Below are 20,133 nucleotides of genomic sequence, written 5' to 3' on the forward strand. Positions count from 1 at the left end.
ATTGCTTCGTCATTATTTGCTGCTTTTTTGTTGTGGCTTGGATCGCCGCAGCAGGCTTCATGTCCTTGCCTTTACGCGTAATTTTAGTGACGGGATTCACAAAGGATAGGGTTTTGACGCCAACATTGCTGAATGGACATGTTTGTGGCCCGTTTGGAGGCGTCTGGATTCGCGGTTCGGCCCGCCTCAGGAGGCGGTCAGCCGGCGAAAATAGAGGTGCGCGCTCTTCTTGCTGAAGGTGAGGGTTTCGCCGCTGTCGAAGGCGACATCGAAGGCGCTGTCCGACTCGTCGGTGACCCGGCCGGGGCCCATCACCGCGTGGATCAGGCGGGATTCGGTCCAGACCGGGCCGGCGCCCTCGCTGTCCTGGCCGGTGTCCGGAGCGTCCAGTTCGACCTGGGCACGGTCGGCATAGCGCCGGATGACGGTGGTGGGCGGCTTTTCCAGGCGCAGGGTGGTGCCCGGTTCCGGCCGGGTGTCCAACTGGCTGCCCAGGTCGGCGGAGGCGGGAAAGCAAAGCTCGTGGAGGAAGCGGCTCGGTCCCTGGTCGCCGTCCAGGTGCGGGGCATCGCTCTCGCGCCGGGTGATCAGGTGCAGGGCATGGCGGGTGCGGGTCAGGGCGACGTAGAGCAGGCGCCGCTCGCTTTCCACCAGGCTGCGGATGTCCTCGGTCTGGCGGGCGGTGTAGGGCAGGTATTTCTCCTGCAGGCCGGGGATGATCACGACCGGCCACTCCAGTCCCTTGGTGCGGTGCATGGTGGACAGCTGGATACCGCCACGGCCGGGCTGGCGGGCATGCTGGCGCAGGGTGTCCAGGTGCGCCAGGGCCTCACCGGCACCCACGTCGAGTCCCCGGATGTAAGCCTGGAAGCCGCGTACGGTATCGATCCGTTCGTCGGCGGACTCGTGGGTCATGGCCAGGCTGCGAATGCCTTCGAACAACTCGGTGTCGTCGGCGTAGCGGTCGATCAGGTCTCCCGCGGGGCCGTTGAAACCATCCAGGTCCAGCAGGCAGCGTCCCAGCTTTTTCAGCTTGCGCGCCGGCATCGGCCCCAGCGCGTCGAAATCCAGATCCAGCAGGCGGGCGCCCCAGTCCCGGTCGAACCGGGCCAGCAGCTGCGCGAGATTCTGCAATTCCGCTTCCTTGAGACCCACGTGGGGGAAACGCAAGAGGCTGCGGGCCGCTTCCAGGCGATCCGGTTCGGCCAGTATCGGCAACTGGCCGGCGCAGACCCGCATCAGGTGGGTGATGGCTTCCACCTCGCGGGTAAACAGGGCGCCCTTGTTGCTGTCGATGCGATAGGGAATCTGCCGGGCCAGCAGGCGCAGCTCGATCGGCACGCTCTGGCTCCACACCCGGACCAGCACGGCAACGGCTTCCAGCGGCTGGCCGCCGTCCCGATGGGCTTCCACCAGTTTGAGGATGACGTCGCTGTCCTCGTCGGCCCGGTGCAGCTGGATGTCGGTGGCCGGCGTGGACGGGTGGGCGTGGCAGAGCACGTCCTTGCGCCCGGTGTTGTGGCTGATCAGGTGATTGGCCAACAGCGCGACCCGGTGCCCGTAGCGGAAGGTGTAGCTGAGGGTCTGTTCCAGCGGGCTTTCGAATTCCTCGCTGAAACGGCTCAGGATGAAGTCCGGCTGGGCACCGCGGAATTCGTAGATGGTCTGGTCCGGATCGCCCACCACGGTCACCCGCGCCCGCTCGCCGGCGATGTAGCGCAGCAGCAGGTGCTGGATCTCGTTGGTGTCCTGGTATTCGTCCACCATCACCAGATCCATCTTGTTGGCGACGAGGCGCTGCAGCGGCGGATTCTGGTGGATCGCCATGACCGGCTCGTAGAGCATGTCGGCGTAGCTGATGCGGGCGTTGCGCTTGCGCCACTGCTCGAAGCCGTGGAACAGGTCGATCAGGTAGCGGTGCTTGGTGCCGTAGCCCATCTGCTCGAACACGATCTCCACCGGCGACAGGGTGGTCTTCACCAGATCGATGAAGTGGGCGGCGGTTTCCACGTAGTCCTTCTTGGCGCGCTTGATTTCGTCCTGCAGGGCTTCCGGCGCCAGCTGGCGGGTCAGCATCCAGACCTGGAAGTTGATCTCCTGGTCGCTGAGGATGTCGGCGACGAAATCCGGCAGGTAGCCCTCACGCACAAAGCGTTTGTACAGGCGATAGCCCATGGCGTGGTAGGTGCGGATTTCCGGCAGCCCAAGCCCGGTGTCGCCGGCGACCGATTGCAGCTTCTTCTGGAAATCGTCCCGGGCGCTGCGGTTGAACATCAGCACCAGCATGCGGGTGGGATCATGGCCCTGTTCCAGCAGGTAACGGATGCGCCAGGCCAGGGTGGTGGTCTTGCCGCTGCCCGCCACGGCCGTAATGAGGGCGTGCTCATAGCCGGCGGTGATGATGGCGTGCTGTTCGTCGGTCAGGTGCGGGGGGAGGGCTGTTGGCATGGGCGCTATTCTGGCATGGTCCCGGTCACTCATCCATAATGGTTTGCCTCATGAATCGCACAGAGGCCCCGGATTCCGGGGCCGCAGGAGAGACACCATGGCACAGACCCCAAAAGACGCCCTCAACGTGCTGGGCCAGCCGCTGGCCGATTGCGGTTACGATCCCCAGACCGGCTTCTACCGGGACGGTTGCTGTAACGTCGGGCCGGACGATCTGGGCGTGCATGCCGTCTGCGCGGTGGTCACCGACGATTTCCTGGAATTCTCGCGCCTTCAGGGCAACGACCTGTCCACGCCCCGCCCGGAGTTCGGCTTTCCCGGCCTTCGCGACGGTGACGCCTGGTGCCTGTGCGCCGGTCGCTGGACCGAGGCGTACGAGGCCGGCAAGGCGCCCCGGGTCCGGTTGCTCGCGACGCACCAGGCCGCGCTCGAACACTGCGACCTGGAGGCCCTCAAACAGCACGCGGTGGACCTGAGCTGATCCGGTGCCTGCTGCTGTGACCGTACCTGTTGGCTGGCCGGCTGCCGACCGGATAGGCAAGTGGCAAGCTGCCCTGCGCCGCGCCGGTGAACGCCGCCTGCTGTTGGTGGAGGCCCACGCCACCGGGGCGGCCGAGTATGCTTTGGCGCTCTGCCAGTCGACGGATCCGGCGCGGTGCCTTTGGGTGGGCTCTTCGCCTGCGCCAACGGATCGCTCGCTTCCGGCGGTTCGACCAACCAAGGCGCACGAATGGCTGGGTCGTGAGCTGGATCTGGTGATCTGGGACGGCCGCGCCGGTAATCCGCCGGATGACCTGGCGGCCCTGATGGGCACGCTCGCTGCCGGCGCCCTGCTGGTCTGGCTGATGCCGCCACTGGCCGAGTGGGGGCGCTTTGATGATCCGGATTATGCCCGCACCGGGTTGGCCGACACTGACCGGCATCCCTTCCTCACGCGTATGGCCGGCGTCCTGGACGCCCACCCGGCTGTGGTGCGGCTGTGCGCTTCGGGTGAGGTCATCGGAGACCTCGGCATGGACGCCGCCGGCGCGCCGTTCCAGCCCACCGAGACGCCGGATCAGTCGGCCGCGATCGACGCCATTCTTCAGACCGGAGTAGGTCGCCGCCGGCGTCCGCTGGTGATCCGAGCCGATCGGGGGCGGGGCAAGTCCACCGCCCTGGGACGGGCCGCAGCGCAGCTGCTTCAGGACAAGTGGACGCGCATCCTGGTGACCGCGCCCCGGTTCGAGGCGGTGGAGACCCTGTTTTCGGCGGCGGAAGCGCACTGGCCCGGCGCCAGGCGGGAAGGCCACCGGCTGTGGCTGGACGATCACTGCCTGGAGTTCCTGCCGGTGGACGTGTTGCTGCAGGAGCGTCCCGAGGCCGGCGTGGTCCTGGTGGACGAAGCGGCCGGCCTGCCGGCACCGCTGCTGGCCGATATCCTGACCGGCTGGCCGCGAGTGGTTTTCGCCACCACGGTCCACGGTTATGAAGGCACCGGCCGGGGCTTTGACGTGCGCTTCCGGGAGGTGCTGGACCGGCTCACGCCCCAGTGGCGGACGCAGCGCCTGTCGCAGCCGATTCGCTGGCGCGAAGGCGATCCGTTCGAGGATCTGGTCAATCGCCTGTTCCTGCTGGATGCCGAAAGCGCCACCGGGTTGTCGCCGCAGGCGGACATTCGCATCGAGTCCTGGTACCCGGCCGAGGCGGATGCCAACACCCTGGCCCAGGCCTTCGGCCTGCTGACCGACGCCCATTACCGCACCACACCGGCGGATCTGCGCCAGTGGCTGGACGATCCGCACGCCCGCAGCTGGCTGGCCCGCAGCGATTCGGACGATGCGGTTGTCGGGGTTCTGTGGGCCAGCGCCGAAGGCGGTCTGGAACCCGCGCTGGCGGAGCAGGTGATGCGGGGCGAGCGACGCATCCGTGGTCACCTGCTGGCCCAGTCGCTGGCCTGCCACGGGGGCCTGGCGGAGGCGGCCACCGTTCGCACCCGGCGTGTGGTGCGAATTGCTGTGGTGCCCGAACTAAGGCGAGCGGGGATTGGGCAGCGATTGCTGGCCGCTGCCCGGGACGACAGCCGGGAAGCGGGATTTGACCTGTTCGGGACCAGCTTCGGAGCCACCGCGCCCCTGTTGGCGTTCTGGCGCCGCGCCGGTCTCTATCCGCTGCGCCTGGGCCTGCACCGCTCGGCGAGCAGTGGCGAACACACCCTGCAGATGGGGCTGGCCCTGTCGGCCGCGGGGATGGACCTGCTGCTGCGCTTGCAGACCCGGTTCGCCGAACACTGGCCGCTGTTGCTGGGCGACAGCTTCCGGACGCTGGAGCCGGAGCTGGCCCTGGCGCTGGGCCGCGACTGGGTCGCCTCGGTGCCGTTGACGCCCATGGACCGGACCGAGCTGGCCGCCTTTGCCGACGGTTACCGGCTGTTCGAGCTGTCCCGTCTGCCGCTGGTGCGGTTGTCCCTGCAACCGGGGGTCAGTGAAACGCTGGCGGTGGACACTGGGGCGACTCTCTGGTGCCGGGCGGTTCTGCAGGGCTGGTCCTGGTCCGAGCTGCAATCGGCCGGATTGTGCCGCGGCCGCCGGGATGCCGAGCAGCGCTTGCGGCAACTTGCCGGGAAATTGCTTGAACCGGTCGACATCCCGCCACATTAAGCCGGGCGACGGCCTGCTTCTGTGACCCACTCGATGTCATTGGCCTGATCCGCTTGGGCAGAATGGGCCAACCTGAAAACGACCGGAATACCGCCATGCCCAAACGCGTGCTTGCCTGCCTCGCCCTTGCCCTGATTGTCCTGTCCGCCTGCTCCGGTCAGCCGCAACCCGTCAATCTGGAAACGGTGCATCGGGCGAATCAGTCTTCGCCCCTGGTGAGCGCGGTGATGCAGGGCGACCTGCCGGCGGTGCAGGACCAGGTGGCCGCCGGCGCGTCCCTGAACCAGGTCACCGCGGACGGTACGCCGCTGACAGCGGCGGCGACTGCGGGTCACGACCGCATCGCCTGGTACCTGTTGCAGCAGGGGGCGGATCCCAATCTGGCGGACGCCCGCGGGCAGACGCCGCTGATTGCGGCCTCGGCAGAGGGCAGCCAGCGCCTGGTGAAGCTGATGCTGTCCGCCGGCGCCGGCGTCAATGCCAGCGGTTCCGACGGCACCACAGCGGTGGCGGCGGCTGCGGAGGCCGGCAACCTGTCGGTGATGCGCACGCTGCTGGATGCCGGGGGCAACGTCAATATTGCTCACGACGGCGAATCCGTTTTGATGCACGTGGTGCGCAACGGCGACCTGTTGATGACTGAAGTGCTGATCGCCGCCGGGGCCGATGTCAGTTATCGTGGCGAGGACGGGAGCTCCGCCCTGTCCATCGCCCGTCAGCGCAACCTGGGCGACATCGAGATGCTGCTGGTGCAGGCCGGCGCGCGCCAATAGGCCGGTTCAGTCCAGGTCCGCCAGTGGGTCGTCGGCCGGCGCCCAGGGCGCAGTGAAGTAACGCTCGACATCGGCGTACGGCACTGCATCTACGGTCGGGTACTGCCAGTGCGGCTGGTTGTCCCGATCGATCAGCCGGGCCCGGATCCCTTCCTGCAGTTCATCCCCTTCGCAACAGCGCACCGCCATGATCAGTTCCATGCGGAAAATGTCCTTGAGACTGAACTGGCGGGCCCGCCGCAGCTGTTCCCAGATGAGCCAGGCGGTGGTCGGGCAGCCTTCGGTGAGGTTGTTGATGGCTGTCTGCCACCAGGGATCGTCCTCGACGGTTTCACTGGTCAGCTGGTGGATGATGTCCGGCAGCGATTCGCCGCGGCACAGGCGGGCAATGCGCTGCTCGTGTTTGGCCAGCTCGCTGTCCGGCAGGTCGATGGTCTGATCCCGGGTGAACTGCGCCAGCAGCCGGTACAGGCGATTGTCGTCGGCGGCGACGTCGCCGGTCCAGCGGGTCTCCAGCAGACGCTGCAACAGGGCGTCCGGTGATTCGTCGGCCACTGCCAGGTCGGCCAGTCCGATGCGCAGGCTGTCGGCCTGGTTCAGTCGCGCGCCGGTCAGCCCCAGGAACAGCCCGATGCCCTCCGGCAGCCGGTTGAGGAAATAGCCGGCGCCCACATCCGGGAACAGTCCGATGCTGACCTCCGGCATCGCCAGTTGTGCCGATGGTGCCAGCAAGCGATAACGGCAGCCCGACAATAAACCCAGGCCGCCGCCCATGGTGTAGCCGTGGGCCCAGCAGACGAGGGGTTTGGGATAGACGTACAGGGTGTGGTCCAGGCGATACTCGGCCTCGAAATACCGGGTGGCCTGGCGGATGCCGTCCTCACCACCGATCATGCCATGCAACTGGCGGATATCGGCGCCGGCGCAGAAAGCCCGCTCACCGGCGCCCCACAACAGGACCAGACAGATCGCCGGATCGGCCGCCCATCGGTCCAGCGTGTCCTGCAGCACGTTGATCATCTCCAGGGACAGGGCGTTGAGGTTGTGCGGGGAATCCAGAGTGATCAGCCCGATCTGGCCTTCGGTACAGGCCCGGGTTTCAGTGTGGATGGACATGGGTGTTTCTTGGCTCCCGAAAATGGTGGGCCGCCCGGGGCGGCAAAAACATGAATCAGAGGTTCCAGTCATGATGACCGGATCGCCCTCGCGATGTCACCTGCATCCGTCGACGATCGCTGCGACCAAAGTTGGATGGGCATCCGGTTCTAAAGAATCAGGGCCAACGGGCGAATTTTCCGTTGGTTTTCCCTATGGTATAAGCATGAGTCGTATAAGGGCTTTTCCAAAATTGAGAGAGAACAGGAACGAGGACATATCATGAAGGTACTGACTCCCATCGCACTGGCGCTGGCCGTTGCCATGCCCCTGGCCGCCCAGGCGGAAGGCAACCCTGAAGCCGGCAAGGCCAAGGCTGCCGTTTGCGCTGCCTGCCACGGCCAGAACGGCCATGCGCAGATTCCGACCTATCCGAACCTGGCCGGCCAGAATGAGCAGTACCTGGTCATGGCGCTGAAAGCCTACAAGGGCGGCAATCGCCAGGGCGGTCAGGCGGCGATCATGCAGGGGCAGGCCGCGGCCCTGAGCGATGAGGACATTGCCAACCTCGCCGCCTACTTCTCCAGCCTGCCGGCCGGCGGCAAATAACACGGCACCTTGTGGAGGGAGTGGCCGGAATCACCGGGCTCCCTCCCGCGATCACCTAGTTCACGATGCGGTAGCTCGGCTTGTAGGCGGCCCCCGGCAGCTTCATCCGGTTCTGCTGGACGAAGGCGGTGAGCAGCTCTTCCAGGGGCTCGAGCAGTTCCTGGTCCCCGGAGATCTCGAAGGGGCCGCGTTCCTGCACCTGACGGACGCCCTGTTCCTTCACGTTGCCGGCGACAATGCCGCTGAAGGCCTTGCGCAGGTTGGCGGCGATCAGATGGGCCGGCTGGTTCCGGTGTAGCTCCAGCTCGCGCATGCTTTCGTGGGTGGGTTCGAACGGCGCCTGGAATATCGGATCGATCTTCAGCATCCAGTTGAAATAGTAGGCGTCCTGGGCGGACCGGCGGAACGCCTGAACTTCCTCCATCCCCTGTTTCATGGTCTGGGCCACCCGCACCGGATCGTCGATGATGATCTGGTAGCGCGCCGCGGCTTCTTCGCCCAGGGCGTTGCGGATGAAGCGGTCGATCATCTCGAAATATTCCGCGTTCTCCGGCCGTCCGGTGAACACCACCGGGAAGGGCAGATCCCGATTTTCCGGATGCAGCAGCACGCCCAGCAGGTAGAGGATTTCCTCCGCCGTGCCCACGCCGCCGGGGAAGACGATGATGCCGTGCCCGGCCCGCACGAACGCTTCCAGACGCTTCTCGATGTCCGGCAGGATCACCAGTTCGTTGACGATCGGGTTGGGCGGCTCGGCGCCAATGATGCCCGGTTCGGTGATGCCGATGTAGCGGCCGTTCTTGACCCGCTGCTTGGCGTGGCCGATGGTGGCACCTTTCATCGGTCCCTTCATGGCGCCGGGGCCGCAACCGGTACAGATGCTCAGGCCGCGCAGGCCCAGCTCGTGACCGACTTCCTTGCTGTAGACATACTCTTCACGGCTGATCGAGTGCCCGCCCCAGCAGACCACGATGTCCGGATGGCGCCCGGCCTGCATGACCCGGGCGTTGCGCAGGATGTGGAACACCCGGTTGGTGATGGTGTCCGGGTCGTCGTTGGACAGGCCCGGGTAGCTGCCCAGCACCGAATGGGCGTAGATGATGTCGCGCAGGACCGAGAACAGGTGCTCGCGGATACCACGCAGCATCTCGCCGTCGACGAAGGCGTCGATGGGCGCGTTGATCAGTTCCAGCTTGAGGCCCCGCGGCTGGGGCACCAGACGAATGTCGAAATCCGCGTAGCGTTCCATCAGGTCCTTGCAGTCGTCGATGTCCACGCCGATGTTCATGACGGCCAGGGCGCACTGGCGGAAGAGGCGGTACAGGCCGCCTTCGCTCTTATCCTTGAGCCGGTTGACTTCATGACTGGAGAGAATCTCCAGGCTGCCCTCGGGAGAGACCAGGGCATTGATGGTTTCCTGCGTCATGGAAATGCTCTTTGTTGATGGTTTCCTATGAGTGTAACGGTTTTGGAGCGGTTCGGGAGAAGCGAGATGCACGCCAATGAACACTGTGACACACTTGCGCCCCCGCCGTTCGGACCTTGCGTATTTTTAAATGTCGCGGCACGTCGGTAGAATGTGCGTTTTTTGATCAGCCAGCCAACATCCAGATTATGAATTTCCTGATACGACCCAGCGCCGAAGTAGCCATCAAGAGCAAGCCCGTCCGTCGCCAGCAGATCCGTCAGTTGCGCCAGAATGTCAGCAAAATCCTGCGTCGTGTCGACGACCGTATTCGCGTCGAAGGCAGTTGGGACCGGGTGGACGTCATCGTTCCGGACGAGCTCGACAGCCAGCCCCTCGTGGACCGGCTCGCCTGCATTCCCGGCATCAGCAATTTCCTGGAAGTCCGGGATTACCCGCTGACCACGCTGGACGACGTGGCCGAGCGCGCCCTGGCCGTCTGGGGCGAGGCGCTGGCGGGCAAGACCTTTGCCGTGCGCGGTCGGCGCACCGGTGAGCATGACTTTTCCTCCGCCGATCTGGAGCGCCTGGTGGGCAGCGTCCTGCTGGCGCAATCCGGAGCCAGCGGTGTCAGGCTCAAGGATCCCGACGAGCAGGTGCGGATCGAAGTCATCCACGACCGTTACCACATCGTTGAGCGGCGCTTCGAAGGGCTGGGCGGTTACCCGCTGGGCAGTGTCGAAACCGCCGTATCGCTGATTTCCGGGGGCTACGATTCCTCCGTCTCCACGTACCTGACCATGCGCCGGGGGCTGCGCACGCACTTCCTGTTTTTCAACCTGGGTGGGGCGGCGCACGAAGTGGGGGTGAAGCAGGTGGCGCATTACCTGTGGTCCCGCTACGGTTCCTCCCACTCGGTGAAGTTTATTTCGGTGCCGTTCGAAGACGTGGTGGGCGAGATCATGCGCTCGGTGGATCACCGCCATATGGGCGTGGTGCTCAAGCGCATGATGCTCAAGGCGGCGGCCGCGATCACCCAGACCGGCATGGCCAAGGCGATTGTGACCGGCGACGCGGTGGCCCAGGTGTCGAGCCAGACCCTGGCCAACCTGAACGTGGTGGATCGCGCCAGCGAGGAAGTGGTGCTGCGACCGCTGATCACCATGGACAAGGTGGACATCATCCGCACCGCCGAACAGATCGGCACGGAGAGTTTCTCCCGCAACATGCCGGAATACTGCGGTGTGATCTCCAGCCGACCGGTCACCCGGGCCAAGCTGCACCGGGTCGAGGCGGAAGAGGCGAAAATGGATCCGTCGGTCCTGGAGCGGGCGATCGAGTCGCGGGTGGAAACGCCGATCCAGCGTATCCTGGATTCCATCAGCACGCCGGAAGAGGTCGAGCTGGTGCAGACGCCGGGAGTGGATGACGTGATCATCGACGTGCGCCACCCGAATGAAGAGGAAAGGGCGCCGCTGCACCTGACCAACAACGAGGTGCTGCACATTCCGTTCTATGAGCTGAACCAGCGCGTCGACGAACTGACCGCCGACTGCCGTTATCTGCTCTACTGCGACAAGGGCACCATGAGCCGCATGCACGCCGGGCACCTGAAAGCATCCGGTGTCGACAACGTGATGGTGTACGTCCCCGCCTGAGTCTTTAACGGGCGCCCATCAGGCGCCCGGTTTCCCGTTTCAATCGTCCAGCCAGCCGTCGCGAATCGAGGCTTCCAGCGCCTTGCGCTCGTAATGCTGCTCGATGGCCCGGCGTGCCGCCAGACGGCGCTTGGCCGCGGCCTGCTCCCGGTCGCGCATTTCATCACGCTGGAGATGATCGAAAATGGAAAGGATTTCAGCCTGAACCGATTCGACCGGCTGGTTCGGCTCGTGGGTGGTGGTATTGGCTGTCGTTCGCACGCGTCACATCCTCCTCTGGAAAATGAGGAAGCGCTGCCCGATCACCGGCGCCGGTACGGTGCCGATCAACGGCCAAACCGAAAGGAATGTGCGGGCATCGCCCGACACCCTCCATTCGAATGGCTTCAGCGACTTCCTGACCCGATTGCGTCCGGCATGCACTGTTGCCGTGCGTCGCCGGATGCAACAAAGCCTACGGCTTCCGTGTGACAACGGCGTGAAAGCCTGCCGTTGCACAACGTTGTTTTTCTTGTGAACCGACCAGCAAGTCGCGTGCCTTTGCTGGTCGGTTTTCGGTTTCCAGAGTGGACGCCTTCCGCCTTATTGGGAGCGTCCTTCCAGCCCCCCGAAGAACTGGCGAATGTTCTCGGCCAGCGAATCGATGTCGTAGCCGCCTTCCTGCACCACCAGCGTGGGCACGTTGGCGGCGGCGATGCGCTTGCCGATGCGGGCAAAGCCTTCGGACGTGACCGAGACCTTGGCCTGCGGGTCGTTCATGTAGATGTCGAAACCCAGCGTGAGAATCAGGGCATCGGGCTGGAACAGCCGGATCGCCGTCATGGCTTCTTCCAGTTTCTCGAAGAAGAAGTCCTCCGAGGAACCGTGGGGCATGGGCATGTTGATGTTGTAGCCATAGCCTTTGCCTTCCCCTTTCTCGTCTTCGAACCCGGACACCACCGGGTAGAAGTTGGTGGGGTCGCCGTGGATCGACACGTAGAGCACGTCATCCCGGTCGTAGAAGATCTCCTGGATCCCCTGGCCGTGGTGCATGTCGGTATCGAGGATGGCGATCTTGTCGTAGCGCTTCTTCAGCGCTTCCGCGGCGATGGCGGCGTTGTTCAGGTAACAGAAGCCGCCGGCGGCGTCTTTACGGGCGTGATGGCCCGGCGGGCGGCAGACGGCGTAGGCGCTGCGGTCGCCGGCGAGGATGGCGTCGGCGGCACCGAGGGCGGTCTGGGCGGACCAATAGGCCGCCTTCCAGGTGTGCTCGCCCACCGGACAGCTGCCGTCGGCCAGGTAGCGGGCGGCCTTGGCCAGCACACCGCGCAGGGCGTTGGGGGAGCGTACGAACACATTGGACATGACCTCGTCACCCCAGTCGTCCGGAATCGCCATCCATTCGCGGTGGCAGGATTCCAGGAAGCGTAGGTAGTTGAGATCGTGCACCTTCGAGATGGGCCCGGCCCCCTGGTCGCAGGGTTCGAGCACGTCGAACTCCAGCGAATGCAGGCCTTCGATCATCTGGCCGGTGCGGGCGGGAACCTCCTGGGGCTGGCGCATCTGGCCGCGGGTGAAGTACGTCTTGGGATTGTGCAGATCCTGTGCAGGATGAAAGAACGCTTTCATAGCTCGGCTCCCTGGTTCGGTTGCGACCGGACGAAATCTGTACACGCCATCCGAGTATAAGCGTCGATTCGAGCCGGGCTCAACCCGCGTGTGCTACGGGTGCCATCCGCGCACTTGCTCCCGGCAATGACCAACCGGGGATGACTTGTCCAATGCAGATGCATCAGCCACTATGGAACGACACATGGGCTAGGTTGTCGCAGCTTGTGAGCAAGTGTCTCGCGTCACCTTTCCCCAATGATGGGTGTACTTTCAGGCAAGCTGCCGATACCTGGCAGCCTTGCATGAGCCTCAATGAGGGTGTTGCACACGTTTATAGCGCCATCGTTGGCAGGACCCTCTCATCACAAGGAGCCGACATGATTCAGTCACCGTTATTGACGCATTTTGATGGTTATATCGGAGGGCAGTGGGTCAATACTTCGACGGGCAACTCGATTGATGTCTACAACCCGGCAACGGGCGAGGTCATTGCCCAGGTCGCGTCGATGTCCGAAGACGACGTGAAACGGTCCATCAGTGAGGCGAAACAGGCGCTGCGCCTGACCGAACCCTACGATCTGGAAACCCGCCGTAAATGGTTGGTGGGGATTCGCGATGCCCTGCTGGGCAATAAAGAGGAAGTGGGGCGGATCCTGTGCCTGGAGCACGGCAAACCGCTGAAGGAAGCCCAAGGCGAGGTGGAATACGCCGCCGGCTTCTTCGACTACTGCGCCAAGAACATCGACACGCTCGATTCCCACACCATCGATGAAAAGCCCAAGAACTGTACCTGGACGGTTCATTACCGGCCGGTGGGCGTGGCCGCGCTGATCACCCCGTGGAACTTCCCCATCGGCATGATCGCCAAGAAGCTGTCCGCGTCCCTGGCCGGCGGCTGCCCGTCGATCATCAAACCGGCCAGCGAAACGCCGCTGACCATGATCGCCATGTTCAGCCTGATCGACCAGCACGTGGACATTCCCAAGGGTATGGTCAATCTGGTGATGGGCAAGTCCAGCATGATCGGCAAGCTGTTCTGCGAGTCGCCGGACGTGCCGATGATCAGCTTCACCGGGTCCACTGAAGTGGGCCGTACCCTGATGGCCGACAGCACCGGCTGGGTCAAGAAGCTGGCCCTGGAACTGGGCGGTAACGCGCCGTTCATCGTGTTCGATGACGCCGACCTGGACGCGGCGGCGGATAACCTCATCGCCAACAAGTTCCGTGGCGGCGGCCAGACCTGCGTCTGCGCCAACCGCATCTTCGTGCATGAGACGGTCGCCGACAGTTTCGGTGAGAAACTGGCGGAGCGGGTTAACCGCATGACGGTCGGTGACGGCATGAAAGACGGCGTGGACATTGGCCCGCTGATCAACAAGGCCGGGTTCGACAAGGTGCGCCGCCACGTGTCCGATGCGCTGGCCCAGGGCGGCAAGCTGGTGGCCGGCCCCAATCCGGACACCCTGAGCGGCAAGGACCTGTTCTACCCGCCCACGGTGGTCACCGGCATCACCCGGGATATGGAATGCTCCCGCGAGGAGACCTTCGGGCCGTTCGTGCCCATGGCGCTGTTCCGGGATGAGGACGAAGTCATCGAGGCGGGTAACGACACCGAGTTCGGCCTGGCCGCCTACGTCTTCACCAACGACGACGCCCGTGCCAGCCGGGTGATCGGTGGCCTGCGCTTTGGCCACGTGGGCTGGAACACCGGCACCGGCCCAACGCCGGAAGCGCCGTTCGGTGGCATGAAGGCCTCCGGCATCGGCCGTGAGGGCGGCATCGAAGGGCTGTTCGAATTCGTTGAACCCCAGACCGTACCCCGCGGCGCCTGATTGCCTCCCATTGCGCCCGTTCCCGGCCGGGAGCGGGCGCTGTTCCTGCCCGATTTGAACGATTCCGCCCGCCAGACCGACATGGCGTGATCCACAGCGTCAGCTTGTTATAATCGTCGCTCTTCATTTCCCGACTGTATGGTTCCCGATGGACGTCTCCCCGATCATAGATCCCCTCAACGATGCCCAACGCGAGGCCGTGACCGCCCAGAACGCCCATCTGCTGGTGCTGGCCGGCGCCGGGTCCGGCAAGACCCGCGTGCTGGTGCACCGGATGGCCTGGCTGATGCAGGTGGACCAGGTGCCGGCCACCGGGCTGCTGGCGGTGACCTTCACCAACAAGGCGGCGCGGGAGATGCGCAACCGGATCTCGGAGATGATGAACCTGTCCGGCTACGGCCTCTGGTTCGGCACCTTCCACAGCATCGCTCATCGCCTGCTGCGGGCCCACTGGCAGGACGCCGGGTTGCCGGAAAACTTCCAGGTGCTGGACAGCGACGACCAGCTGCGCCTGATCAAGCGGGTCATGCGCGATCTGCAGATCGACGAAACACGCTGGCCGCCGAAACAGGTGCAATGGTTCATCAACGGCCAGAAAGACGAGGGGCTGCGGGCCGATCACATCCAGGACAACCCGGGCGACCACTTCGTTTCAGTGATGCTCAAGATCTACCGCCAGTATGAGAAGCAGTGCCAGCTCAGCGGGCTGGTGGATTTTGGCGAACTGCTGTTGCGCTCCCACGAACTCTGGCTCAAGAAGCCGGAGCTGCTGGGCCACTACCAGCGCCGTTTCCAGCACATCCTGGTGGACGAGTTCCAGGACACCAACACCATCCAGTACGCCTGGCTGCAGGTGCTGGCCGGCCAGCGGGTACCGATGACCATCGTCGGCGACGACGACCAGTCCATCTACGGCTGGCGGGGCGCCAAGATCGAGAACATCCAGAAATTCCAGCAGGATTTCCCGGACGCGCGGCTGGTCCGGCTGGAGCAGAATTACCGCTCCACCCAGACCATCCTCAAGGCAGCCAACGCGGTCATCGCCAATAACCAGGGCCGCCTGGGCAAGGAACTGTGGACCGACGGCCCCGACGGTGAACTCATCAACCTCTATGCCGCCTTCAACGAGCAGGATGAGGCCAACTACATCGCCGACACCATCAGCGCCTGGGTGGATGACGGCAACCTGCGCAGCGAAGCGGCGATCCTGTACCGCTCCAATGCCCAGTCCCGTGTGCTGGAGGAAGCCCTGCTGCGCCAGGGGATTCCGTATCGCGTCTACGGCGGCCTGCGTTTCTACGATCGTCAGGAAATCCGCAACGCCCTGGGCTACCTGCGTCTGGTGCATTACCGTCACGACGATGCGGCGTTTGAGCGGGTGGTGAACACGCCGCCGCGGGGCATCGGCGCCAAGAGCCTGGGCGAGCTGCGGGAACTGGCCACCGGCCAGAGCATTTCCCTGTGGCAGGCGGCCGAACGGCTGCTGGAAGCCGGCGCCATGAAAGGCCGGGCCAAGACCGGCTTGCAGCAGTTCATCGCCTTGATCGAGTCCCTGGCGGCAGACCAGGACGAGCTGGATCTCAAGCAGCTCACCCAGCGCGCCATCGAGGGCAGCGGCCTGCGGGACCATCACGCCAACGAGAAAGGCGAAAAGGCCCAGGCCCGGGTGGAAAACCTGGAGGAACTGGTCAGCGCCATGGCGGATTTCGAGGTGGAGGACGGCATCGACCCGCTCTCGGAATTCATCGCCCAGGCGGCGCTGGACGCCGGTGAGTCCCAGGCGGACGAACACCAGGACAGCGTCCAGTTGATGACCCTGCACTCGGCCAAGGGGCTGGAATTCCCGTTGGTGTTCCTGGCCGGCGTCGAGGAAGGCCTGTTTCCCCACAGCATGTCCCTGGAAGAGCCGGGGCGCATGGAAGAAGAGCGGCGCCTGGCCTACGTGGGCATCACACGGGCCATGAAACGGCTGGTGATGACCTACGCCGAATCCCGCCGGCTCTACGGCCAGGAGAAATTCCACGCCCTGTCCCGCTTTGTGCGGGAGATTCCCGGCGACTGCATCCAGGAAGTGCGCCTGCGCAACACCGTCACCCGCCCGGCGCTGACCCAACGGCCCAACGAGGGTCTGTTCGACAGCTCGCCCATGGCCGACGCCGGTCTGCAGCTGGGCCAGCGGGTGCGCCATCCCAAGTTCGGCGAAGGCGTGGTGATGAACTGCGAGGGCAGCGGCCACCATACCCGGGTGCAGGTGAACTTCGACGATGGCGCAAAATGGCTCGTCCTGGCCTATGCTCCTTTGGAGCGACTCTGAGGCAGTGAGCACTTGTTCTGTCAAATGATTGCGACTCTCATACTTTTGAATAAGAGTCAGCGGCCGATTTATGGTACACCCTTGGAGGATGTCGCGTTTTAGCCGGGGTTTCCGGTGCAGGAAAGAGCGCAGGAGCGCGTGACGTTTGAGTGTCCCCGTGACTCCGGCGCCTTAAAAAACAATGATAAAAGCAAGAAAGGAGAAAACATGAAACGTCGCAACCTTTTAGCGGCCGTTGTGGCTGGCGCATTGGGGTTCGGTCTGGCGGGTTGTTCCCAGGAAGAGAGCGGCTCTTCGGCGTCGACTGACCAGGCGGCGGCCCCCGCTGCGGAGAAGCAGACCTACAAGTGGAAGATGGTCACCACCTGGCCGAAGAACTTCCCGGGTCTGGGCACCGCGCCTGAACACTTTGCCGACCGCGTTCGCGAGATGACCGACGGCCAGATCGACATCACCGTCTATGGCGCCGGCGACCTGGTGCCGGCCCTGGAAGTGTTCAGCGCCGTTTCCCAGGGCACTGCTGAGATGGGCCACGGGGCTGGCTACTACTGGAAAGGCAAGATTCCCGCCGCCCAGTTCTTCTCGACCGTTCCCTTCGGTCTGACCGCCCAGGAATACAACGGCTGGATGTTCCATGGCGGCGGTCTGGAACTCTACCGCGAAGCCTACAAACCGTTTGGCGTGATCCCCTGGCCGGGCGGCAACACCGGCGTCCAGATGGGTGGCTGGTTCAACAAGGAAATCAACAGCGTCGACGACCTCAAGGGTCTGAAAATGCGGATTCCGGGCATCGGCGGCGACGTGCTGGAAAAAGCCGGCGGTACCCCGGTCAACCTGCCGGGCGGCGAGATCTTCACCGCGCTGCAGACCGGCACCATCGACGCCACCGAGTGGGTGGGTCCCTACAACGACCTGGCCTTCGGTCTGCACCAGATTGCCGAGTACTACTATTATCCGGGCTGGCACGAGCCGGGTACCGCACTGGAGCTGATCGTCAACGCCGACGCCTATAACAAGCTGCCGAAAAACCTCCAGGTCATCATCGATGTGGCGGCCCGTGAGATGAACGCGGACATGCTGGCGGAGTACACCGCGCAGAATAACCAGGCCCTCAAGGAGCTGGTGGAAGAGAAGGGCGTGAAGCTGCGCCGCTTCCCGGACGATGTGCTCAATCGCCTGCGCGAGATGTCGGCGGAAACCGTCAAGGAGTTGGCCGAGAAGGACGACATGGCCCGCAAGGCCTACGAGTCCTACAAAGCCTTCCGCGACAAGGTCGTGCCGTATACCGATATTTCCGAGCGGACTTACCTGAACATTCGTGAGGGTGACAAGAACGAAGGTTGATTCGGCTTCCGAATCGGTCTGACCAAAAAGCCCCGGCATGGCGACATGCCGGGGTTTAATGTGTCCGATCCGCCCGTTTGGGCCAATGAGGACAGAGGGGCTATTGCCTGAGTGCTCGCTTGAGAACCTTGCCGGTCGCGCTTTTGGGCAGTTCGTCCAGAATCACCACCTGTTTGGGCAGTTTGTACCGGGCCAACTGACCATCGAGGCCCGCGAGAATGGCCGCCGTCGTCGGCGGTGCGTCCGGATTCCGGGGCACCACGAACAGGCAACCCACTTCCCCCCAACGCTCGTCCGGGACGCCGACGAGCGCGCATTCCAGCACGTCCGGTTGAGCAAGCACTGCCGCTTCGACTTCCGCCGGGAACACGTTCTCGCCCCCGCTGATGAACATGTCTTTCTTGCGATCGACGATGCGATAGAAGCCGTCGGGATCACGAATGGCAATGTCGCCGGTGCGGAACCACCCATCGGCGGTGAAGCAGTCCCGGAAAGCCTGTTCCCGTCGCCAGAAACCCACCGCCAGATTGTCGCCCCGGAGCTGAACCTCGCCTGGGCCGCTGTTCTCCAGAGGTTCGTCATTGGCATTGGCCAGACGGGCCTCGATGCGGTGGCAGGGCACGCCGACGTAGCCGGCTTTGCGGTAAATCAGGTCAAGGTTGAAGGGCATGCCGAATACGGTGCCGGCTTCGCTCATGCCATAGCCGTCAACGATCGGGATGCCGTCGTTCAGCCAGGCCCGGATCTGGGGGGCCGGATGGGGGGAGCCGCCGGTCAGCAGGCCTTTCAGCTTGCTCAGACGGGTCGGGTCGAAGTCCGCCAACTGGCGCAGGGCATTGGCCATCTGGGGCACGCAGAAATAGTGGGTGATGCCCAATGTGGGATCACCCAGGCGGGCCAGCGTGCGTTCCGGCTCGAAGCCGTCGGAAACGGCCAAACGGCCGCCGTTATACAGTGCCGGCCGAACGCAGGTGATCAGGCCGATGACGTGGAACATCGGCGTGTCGCATAGAAACACGGACGCCGAGTCCACCTGGCACACCAACGACGCGTTGATGGCCGTTTCCATGATGCTCGCCTCGGTATGCAGGACGCCTTTGGGCGTCCCGGTGGTTCCCGAGGTGTAGAGAATCAGGGACGGCAGCGATCGATCCAGTGGACGGGGAGCCATGGGCGGTTGGTTTTCCGCCGACTCCAGCAGGTTGTCGATGGGCTCGTGAGCCAGCCCCATGTCGTCGGCGAGACGATCGCCGAACAACAGGGCCGGTTCACAATCCGCCAGCAGGGCATCAATCTCGGGTCGGGACAGGCGCCAGTTGAGGGGCACAAAGAGGGCACCGCAGCGGGCGCAAGCCAGGTGCAGCGCAATCAGCTCGGCCCGGTTCTTCGACAGTGTGGCCACCCGGTCGCCGACAGCCACGCCGCGATGATGCAACTCGCTCGCCACCTGGCTGACGAATCGATCAAAGGCTGCGTAGGTCCAGCGTCGATCGAACGTCAGGTCTTCCACCGCCAGAACGTCTGGCCGGATGCTGGCCTGAAACCCGAGAAAGTCCATGGTGATGGCTCCCTTACTGCGCTTGCTTGGATTTATCGTAGGCGCCCAGGCCCGGTTTGTAGCTTTTTTCGTCGATGAACTGCCGGATGCCTTCCTTGCGGCCGTCGTTGTCAAAGCTGTTGGCCGCTTCCTGGGCGCGGACCAGATAGTCCTCGGCGTTGTCGTAAGTCATTTCCTTGACCCGGCGAATCGCATCCTTGGTGGCCTTGAGGGCCACCGGGTTCTTCTCCAGCAGAACCTGACAGACGGCAACCACACGCTCCTTCAACTGGTCGGCCGGCAGCGATTCGTTGACCAGGCCCCATTCGGCGGCGGTCTTGCCGTCGATGTTTTCGCCCATCATGGCGTGGTACAGGGCCTGCCGCAGGGGCATCAGATCGGCCACGACCTTGCTGGCCCCGCCGCCGGGCAGGATGCCCCAGTTGATTTCGCTCAGGCCGAAGATCGCGTCGTCACTGGCGAAGGCGAGATCGCAGGAGAAGAGCGGGCCGTAGCCGCCGCCGAAACACCAGCCGTTGACCATGGCGACCGTCGGTTTCTGGTACCAGCGCAGTCGGCGCCACCAGCCGTAGGATTCACGCTGGGCCTGGCGCGTTGCACCCAGCCCCTGGGCTTCGGTTTCACGGAAATATTCCTTCAGATCCATGCCGGCGGACCAGGCGGAGCCTTCGCCGGTCAGGACCAGCACCCCCACATCGTCCCGGAACTCCAGCTCGTCGAGTACCCGCATCATCTGGCGATTCAGTTTGGGGCTCATGCAGTTGCGTTTTTCCGGCCGGTTGAACCGGACCCAGGCGATTCGGTTTTCAACCGTGTAGGCAACCGTTTCGGCTTCGCTTCTTTCAATGGTCATTACAGGTCCTCAATG

Annotated in this window: 15 protein-coding genes; 8 read left to right on the top strand and 7 right to left on the bottom strand. The window is 64.1% G+C overall.

All coding sequences use genetic code 11. The annotated features are described in order from the left end of the window. Positions 1–186: 186 nt before the first annotated feature. Entirely contained in the window at positions 187–2,481 is a 2,295-nt protein-coding gene (locus JL474_RS12235) for an ATP-dependent helicase (protein ID WP_407944057.1), read from the bottom strand. A gap of 64 nt (positions 2,482–2,545) precedes the next feature. Between JL474_RS12235 and JL474_RS12240 the strand changes: the two genes are divergently transcribed. The 3 genes from JL474_RS12240 to JL474_RS12250 all read left to right on the top strand — a co-directional run bounded on the left by JL474_RS12240 (position 2,546) and on the right by JL474_RS12250 (position 5,860). Continuing rightward, complete coding sequence (locus JL474_RS12240) at positions 2,546–2,929, top strand: DUF2237 family protein (RefSeq protein WP_203142279.1); 384 nt, start codon at positions 2,546–2,548, stop codon at positions 2,927–2,929. 16 nt (positions 2,930–2,945) lie between these two features. Then, the gene (locus JL474_RS12245; protein ID WP_203142280.1) at positions 2,946–5,087 is read left to right on the top strand and encodes a tRNA(Met) cytidine acetyltransferase TmcA; all 2,142 of its coding nucleotides are present in this window, start codon (positions 2,946–2,948) and stop codon (positions 5,085–5,087) included. A 95-nt stretch (positions 5,088–5,182) separates the two neighbouring features. Further along, entirely contained in the window at positions 5,183–5,860 is a 678-nt protein-coding gene (locus JL474_RS12250) for an ankyrin repeat domain-containing protein (protein ID WP_123634658.1), read from the top strand. Between the two features lie 6 nt (positions 5,861–5,866). Here JL474_RS12250 and JL474_RS12255 read toward each other — a convergent pair whose 3' ends face one another. Further along, the gene (locus JL474_RS12255) at positions 5,867–6,976 is read right to left on the bottom strand and encodes an enoyl-CoA hydratase/isomerase family protein (RefSeq protein WP_203142281.1); all 1,110 of its coding nucleotides are present in this window, start codon (positions 6,974–6,976) and stop codon (positions 5,867–5,869) included. A 303-nt stretch (positions 6,977–7,279) separates the two neighbouring features. Here JL474_RS12255 and JL474_RS12260 point away from each other — a divergent pair, with 303 nt between their 5' ends. Further along, on the top strand, positions 7,280–7,564 hold the full coding sequence (locus tag JL474_RS12260; RefSeq protein ID WP_407944062.1) for a c-type cytochrome: 285 nt from the start codon (positions 7,280–7,282) through the stop codon (positions 7,562–7,564). Between the two features lie 55 nt (positions 7,565–7,619). Here the strand turns inward: JL474_RS12260 and ppnN are convergent, their stop codons facing one another. After that, complete coding sequence (gene ppnN / locus JL474_RS12265) at positions 7,620–8,990, bottom strand: nucleotide 5'-monophosphate nucleosidase PpnN (protein ID WP_203142282.1); 1,371 nt, start codon at positions 8,988–8,990, stop codon at positions 7,620–7,622. A gap of 188 nt (positions 8,991–9,178) precedes the next feature. Between ppnN and thiI the strand changes: the two genes are divergently transcribed. Then, on the top strand, positions 9,179–10,627 hold the full coding sequence (gene thiI, locus JL474_RS12270) for a tRNA uracil 4-sulfurtransferase ThiI (RefSeq protein ID WP_203142283.1): 1,449 nt from the start codon (positions 9,179–9,181) through the stop codon (positions 10,625–10,627). A gap of 39 nt (positions 10,628–10,666) precedes the next feature. Here thiI and JL474_RS12275 read toward each other — a convergent pair whose 3' ends face one another. Together JL474_RS12275 and JL474_RS12280 are read right to left on the bottom strand one after the other, a co-directional pair. After that, on the bottom strand, positions 10,667–10,888 hold the full coding sequence (locus JL474_RS12275; RefSeq protein WP_123634663.1) for a PA3496 family putative envelope integrity protein: 222 nt from the start codon (positions 10,886–10,888) through the stop codon (positions 10,667–10,669). Positions 10,889–11,209: 321 nt separating this feature from the next. Beyond that, positions 11,210–12,235, bottom strand: a complete 1,026-nt coding sequence (locus tag JL474_RS12280; protein WP_123634664.1) for a histone deacetylase family protein — start codon at positions 12,233–12,235, stop codon at positions 11,210–11,212. A gap of 359 nt (positions 12,236–12,594) precedes the next feature. Here JL474_RS12280 and JL474_RS12285 point away from each other — a divergent pair, with 359 nt between their 5' ends. The 3 genes from JL474_RS12285 (at position 12,595) to JL474_RS12295 (ending at position 17,707) form a co-directional block, all read left to right on the top strand. Continuing rightward, positions 12,595–14,049 (top strand): NAD-dependent succinate-semialdehyde dehydrogenase, encoded by a 1,455-nt coding sequence (locus JL474_RS12285; RefSeq protein WP_123634665.1) that lies wholly within the window; start codon positions 12,595–12,597, stop codon positions 14,047–14,049. Positions 14,050–14,197: 148 nt separating this feature from the next. Then, the gene (gene uvrD / locus JL474_RS12290; protein ID WP_203142284.1) at positions 14,198–16,363 is read left to right on the top strand and encodes a DNA helicase II; all 2,166 of its coding nucleotides are present in this window, start codon (positions 14,198–14,200) and stop codon (positions 16,361–16,363) included. Between the two features lie 207 nt (positions 16,364–16,570). After that, entirely contained in the window at positions 16,571–17,707 is a 1,137-nt protein-coding gene (locus tag JL474_RS12295; protein ID WP_123634667.1) for a TRAP transporter substrate-binding protein, read from the top strand. A 100-nt stretch (positions 17,708–17,807) separates the two neighbouring features. Here JL474_RS12295 and JL474_RS12300 read toward each other — a convergent pair whose 3' ends face one another. Together JL474_RS12300 and JL474_RS12305 are read right to left on the bottom strand one after the other, a co-directional pair. Next, complete coding sequence (locus JL474_RS12300; RefSeq protein WP_203142285.1) at positions 17,808–19,265, bottom strand: AMP-binding protein; 1,458 nt, start codon at positions 19,263–19,265, stop codon at positions 17,808–17,810. A 13-nt stretch (positions 19,266–19,278) separates the two neighbouring features. Then, on the bottom strand, positions 19,279–20,118 hold the full coding sequence (locus tag JL474_RS12305; protein WP_123634669.1) for a p-hydroxycinnamoyl CoA hydratase/lyase: 840 nt from the start codon (positions 20,116–20,118) through the stop codon (positions 19,279–19,281). Positions 20,119–20,133: the final 15 nt, after the last annotated feature.

Origin of the sequence: Marinobacter mangrovi (assembly GCF_016798325.1) — a bacterium.
Taxonomy (GTDB): Bacteria; Pseudomonadota; Gammaproteobacteria; order Pseudomonadales; family Oleiphilaceae; genus Marinobacter_A; species Marinobacter_A mangrovi.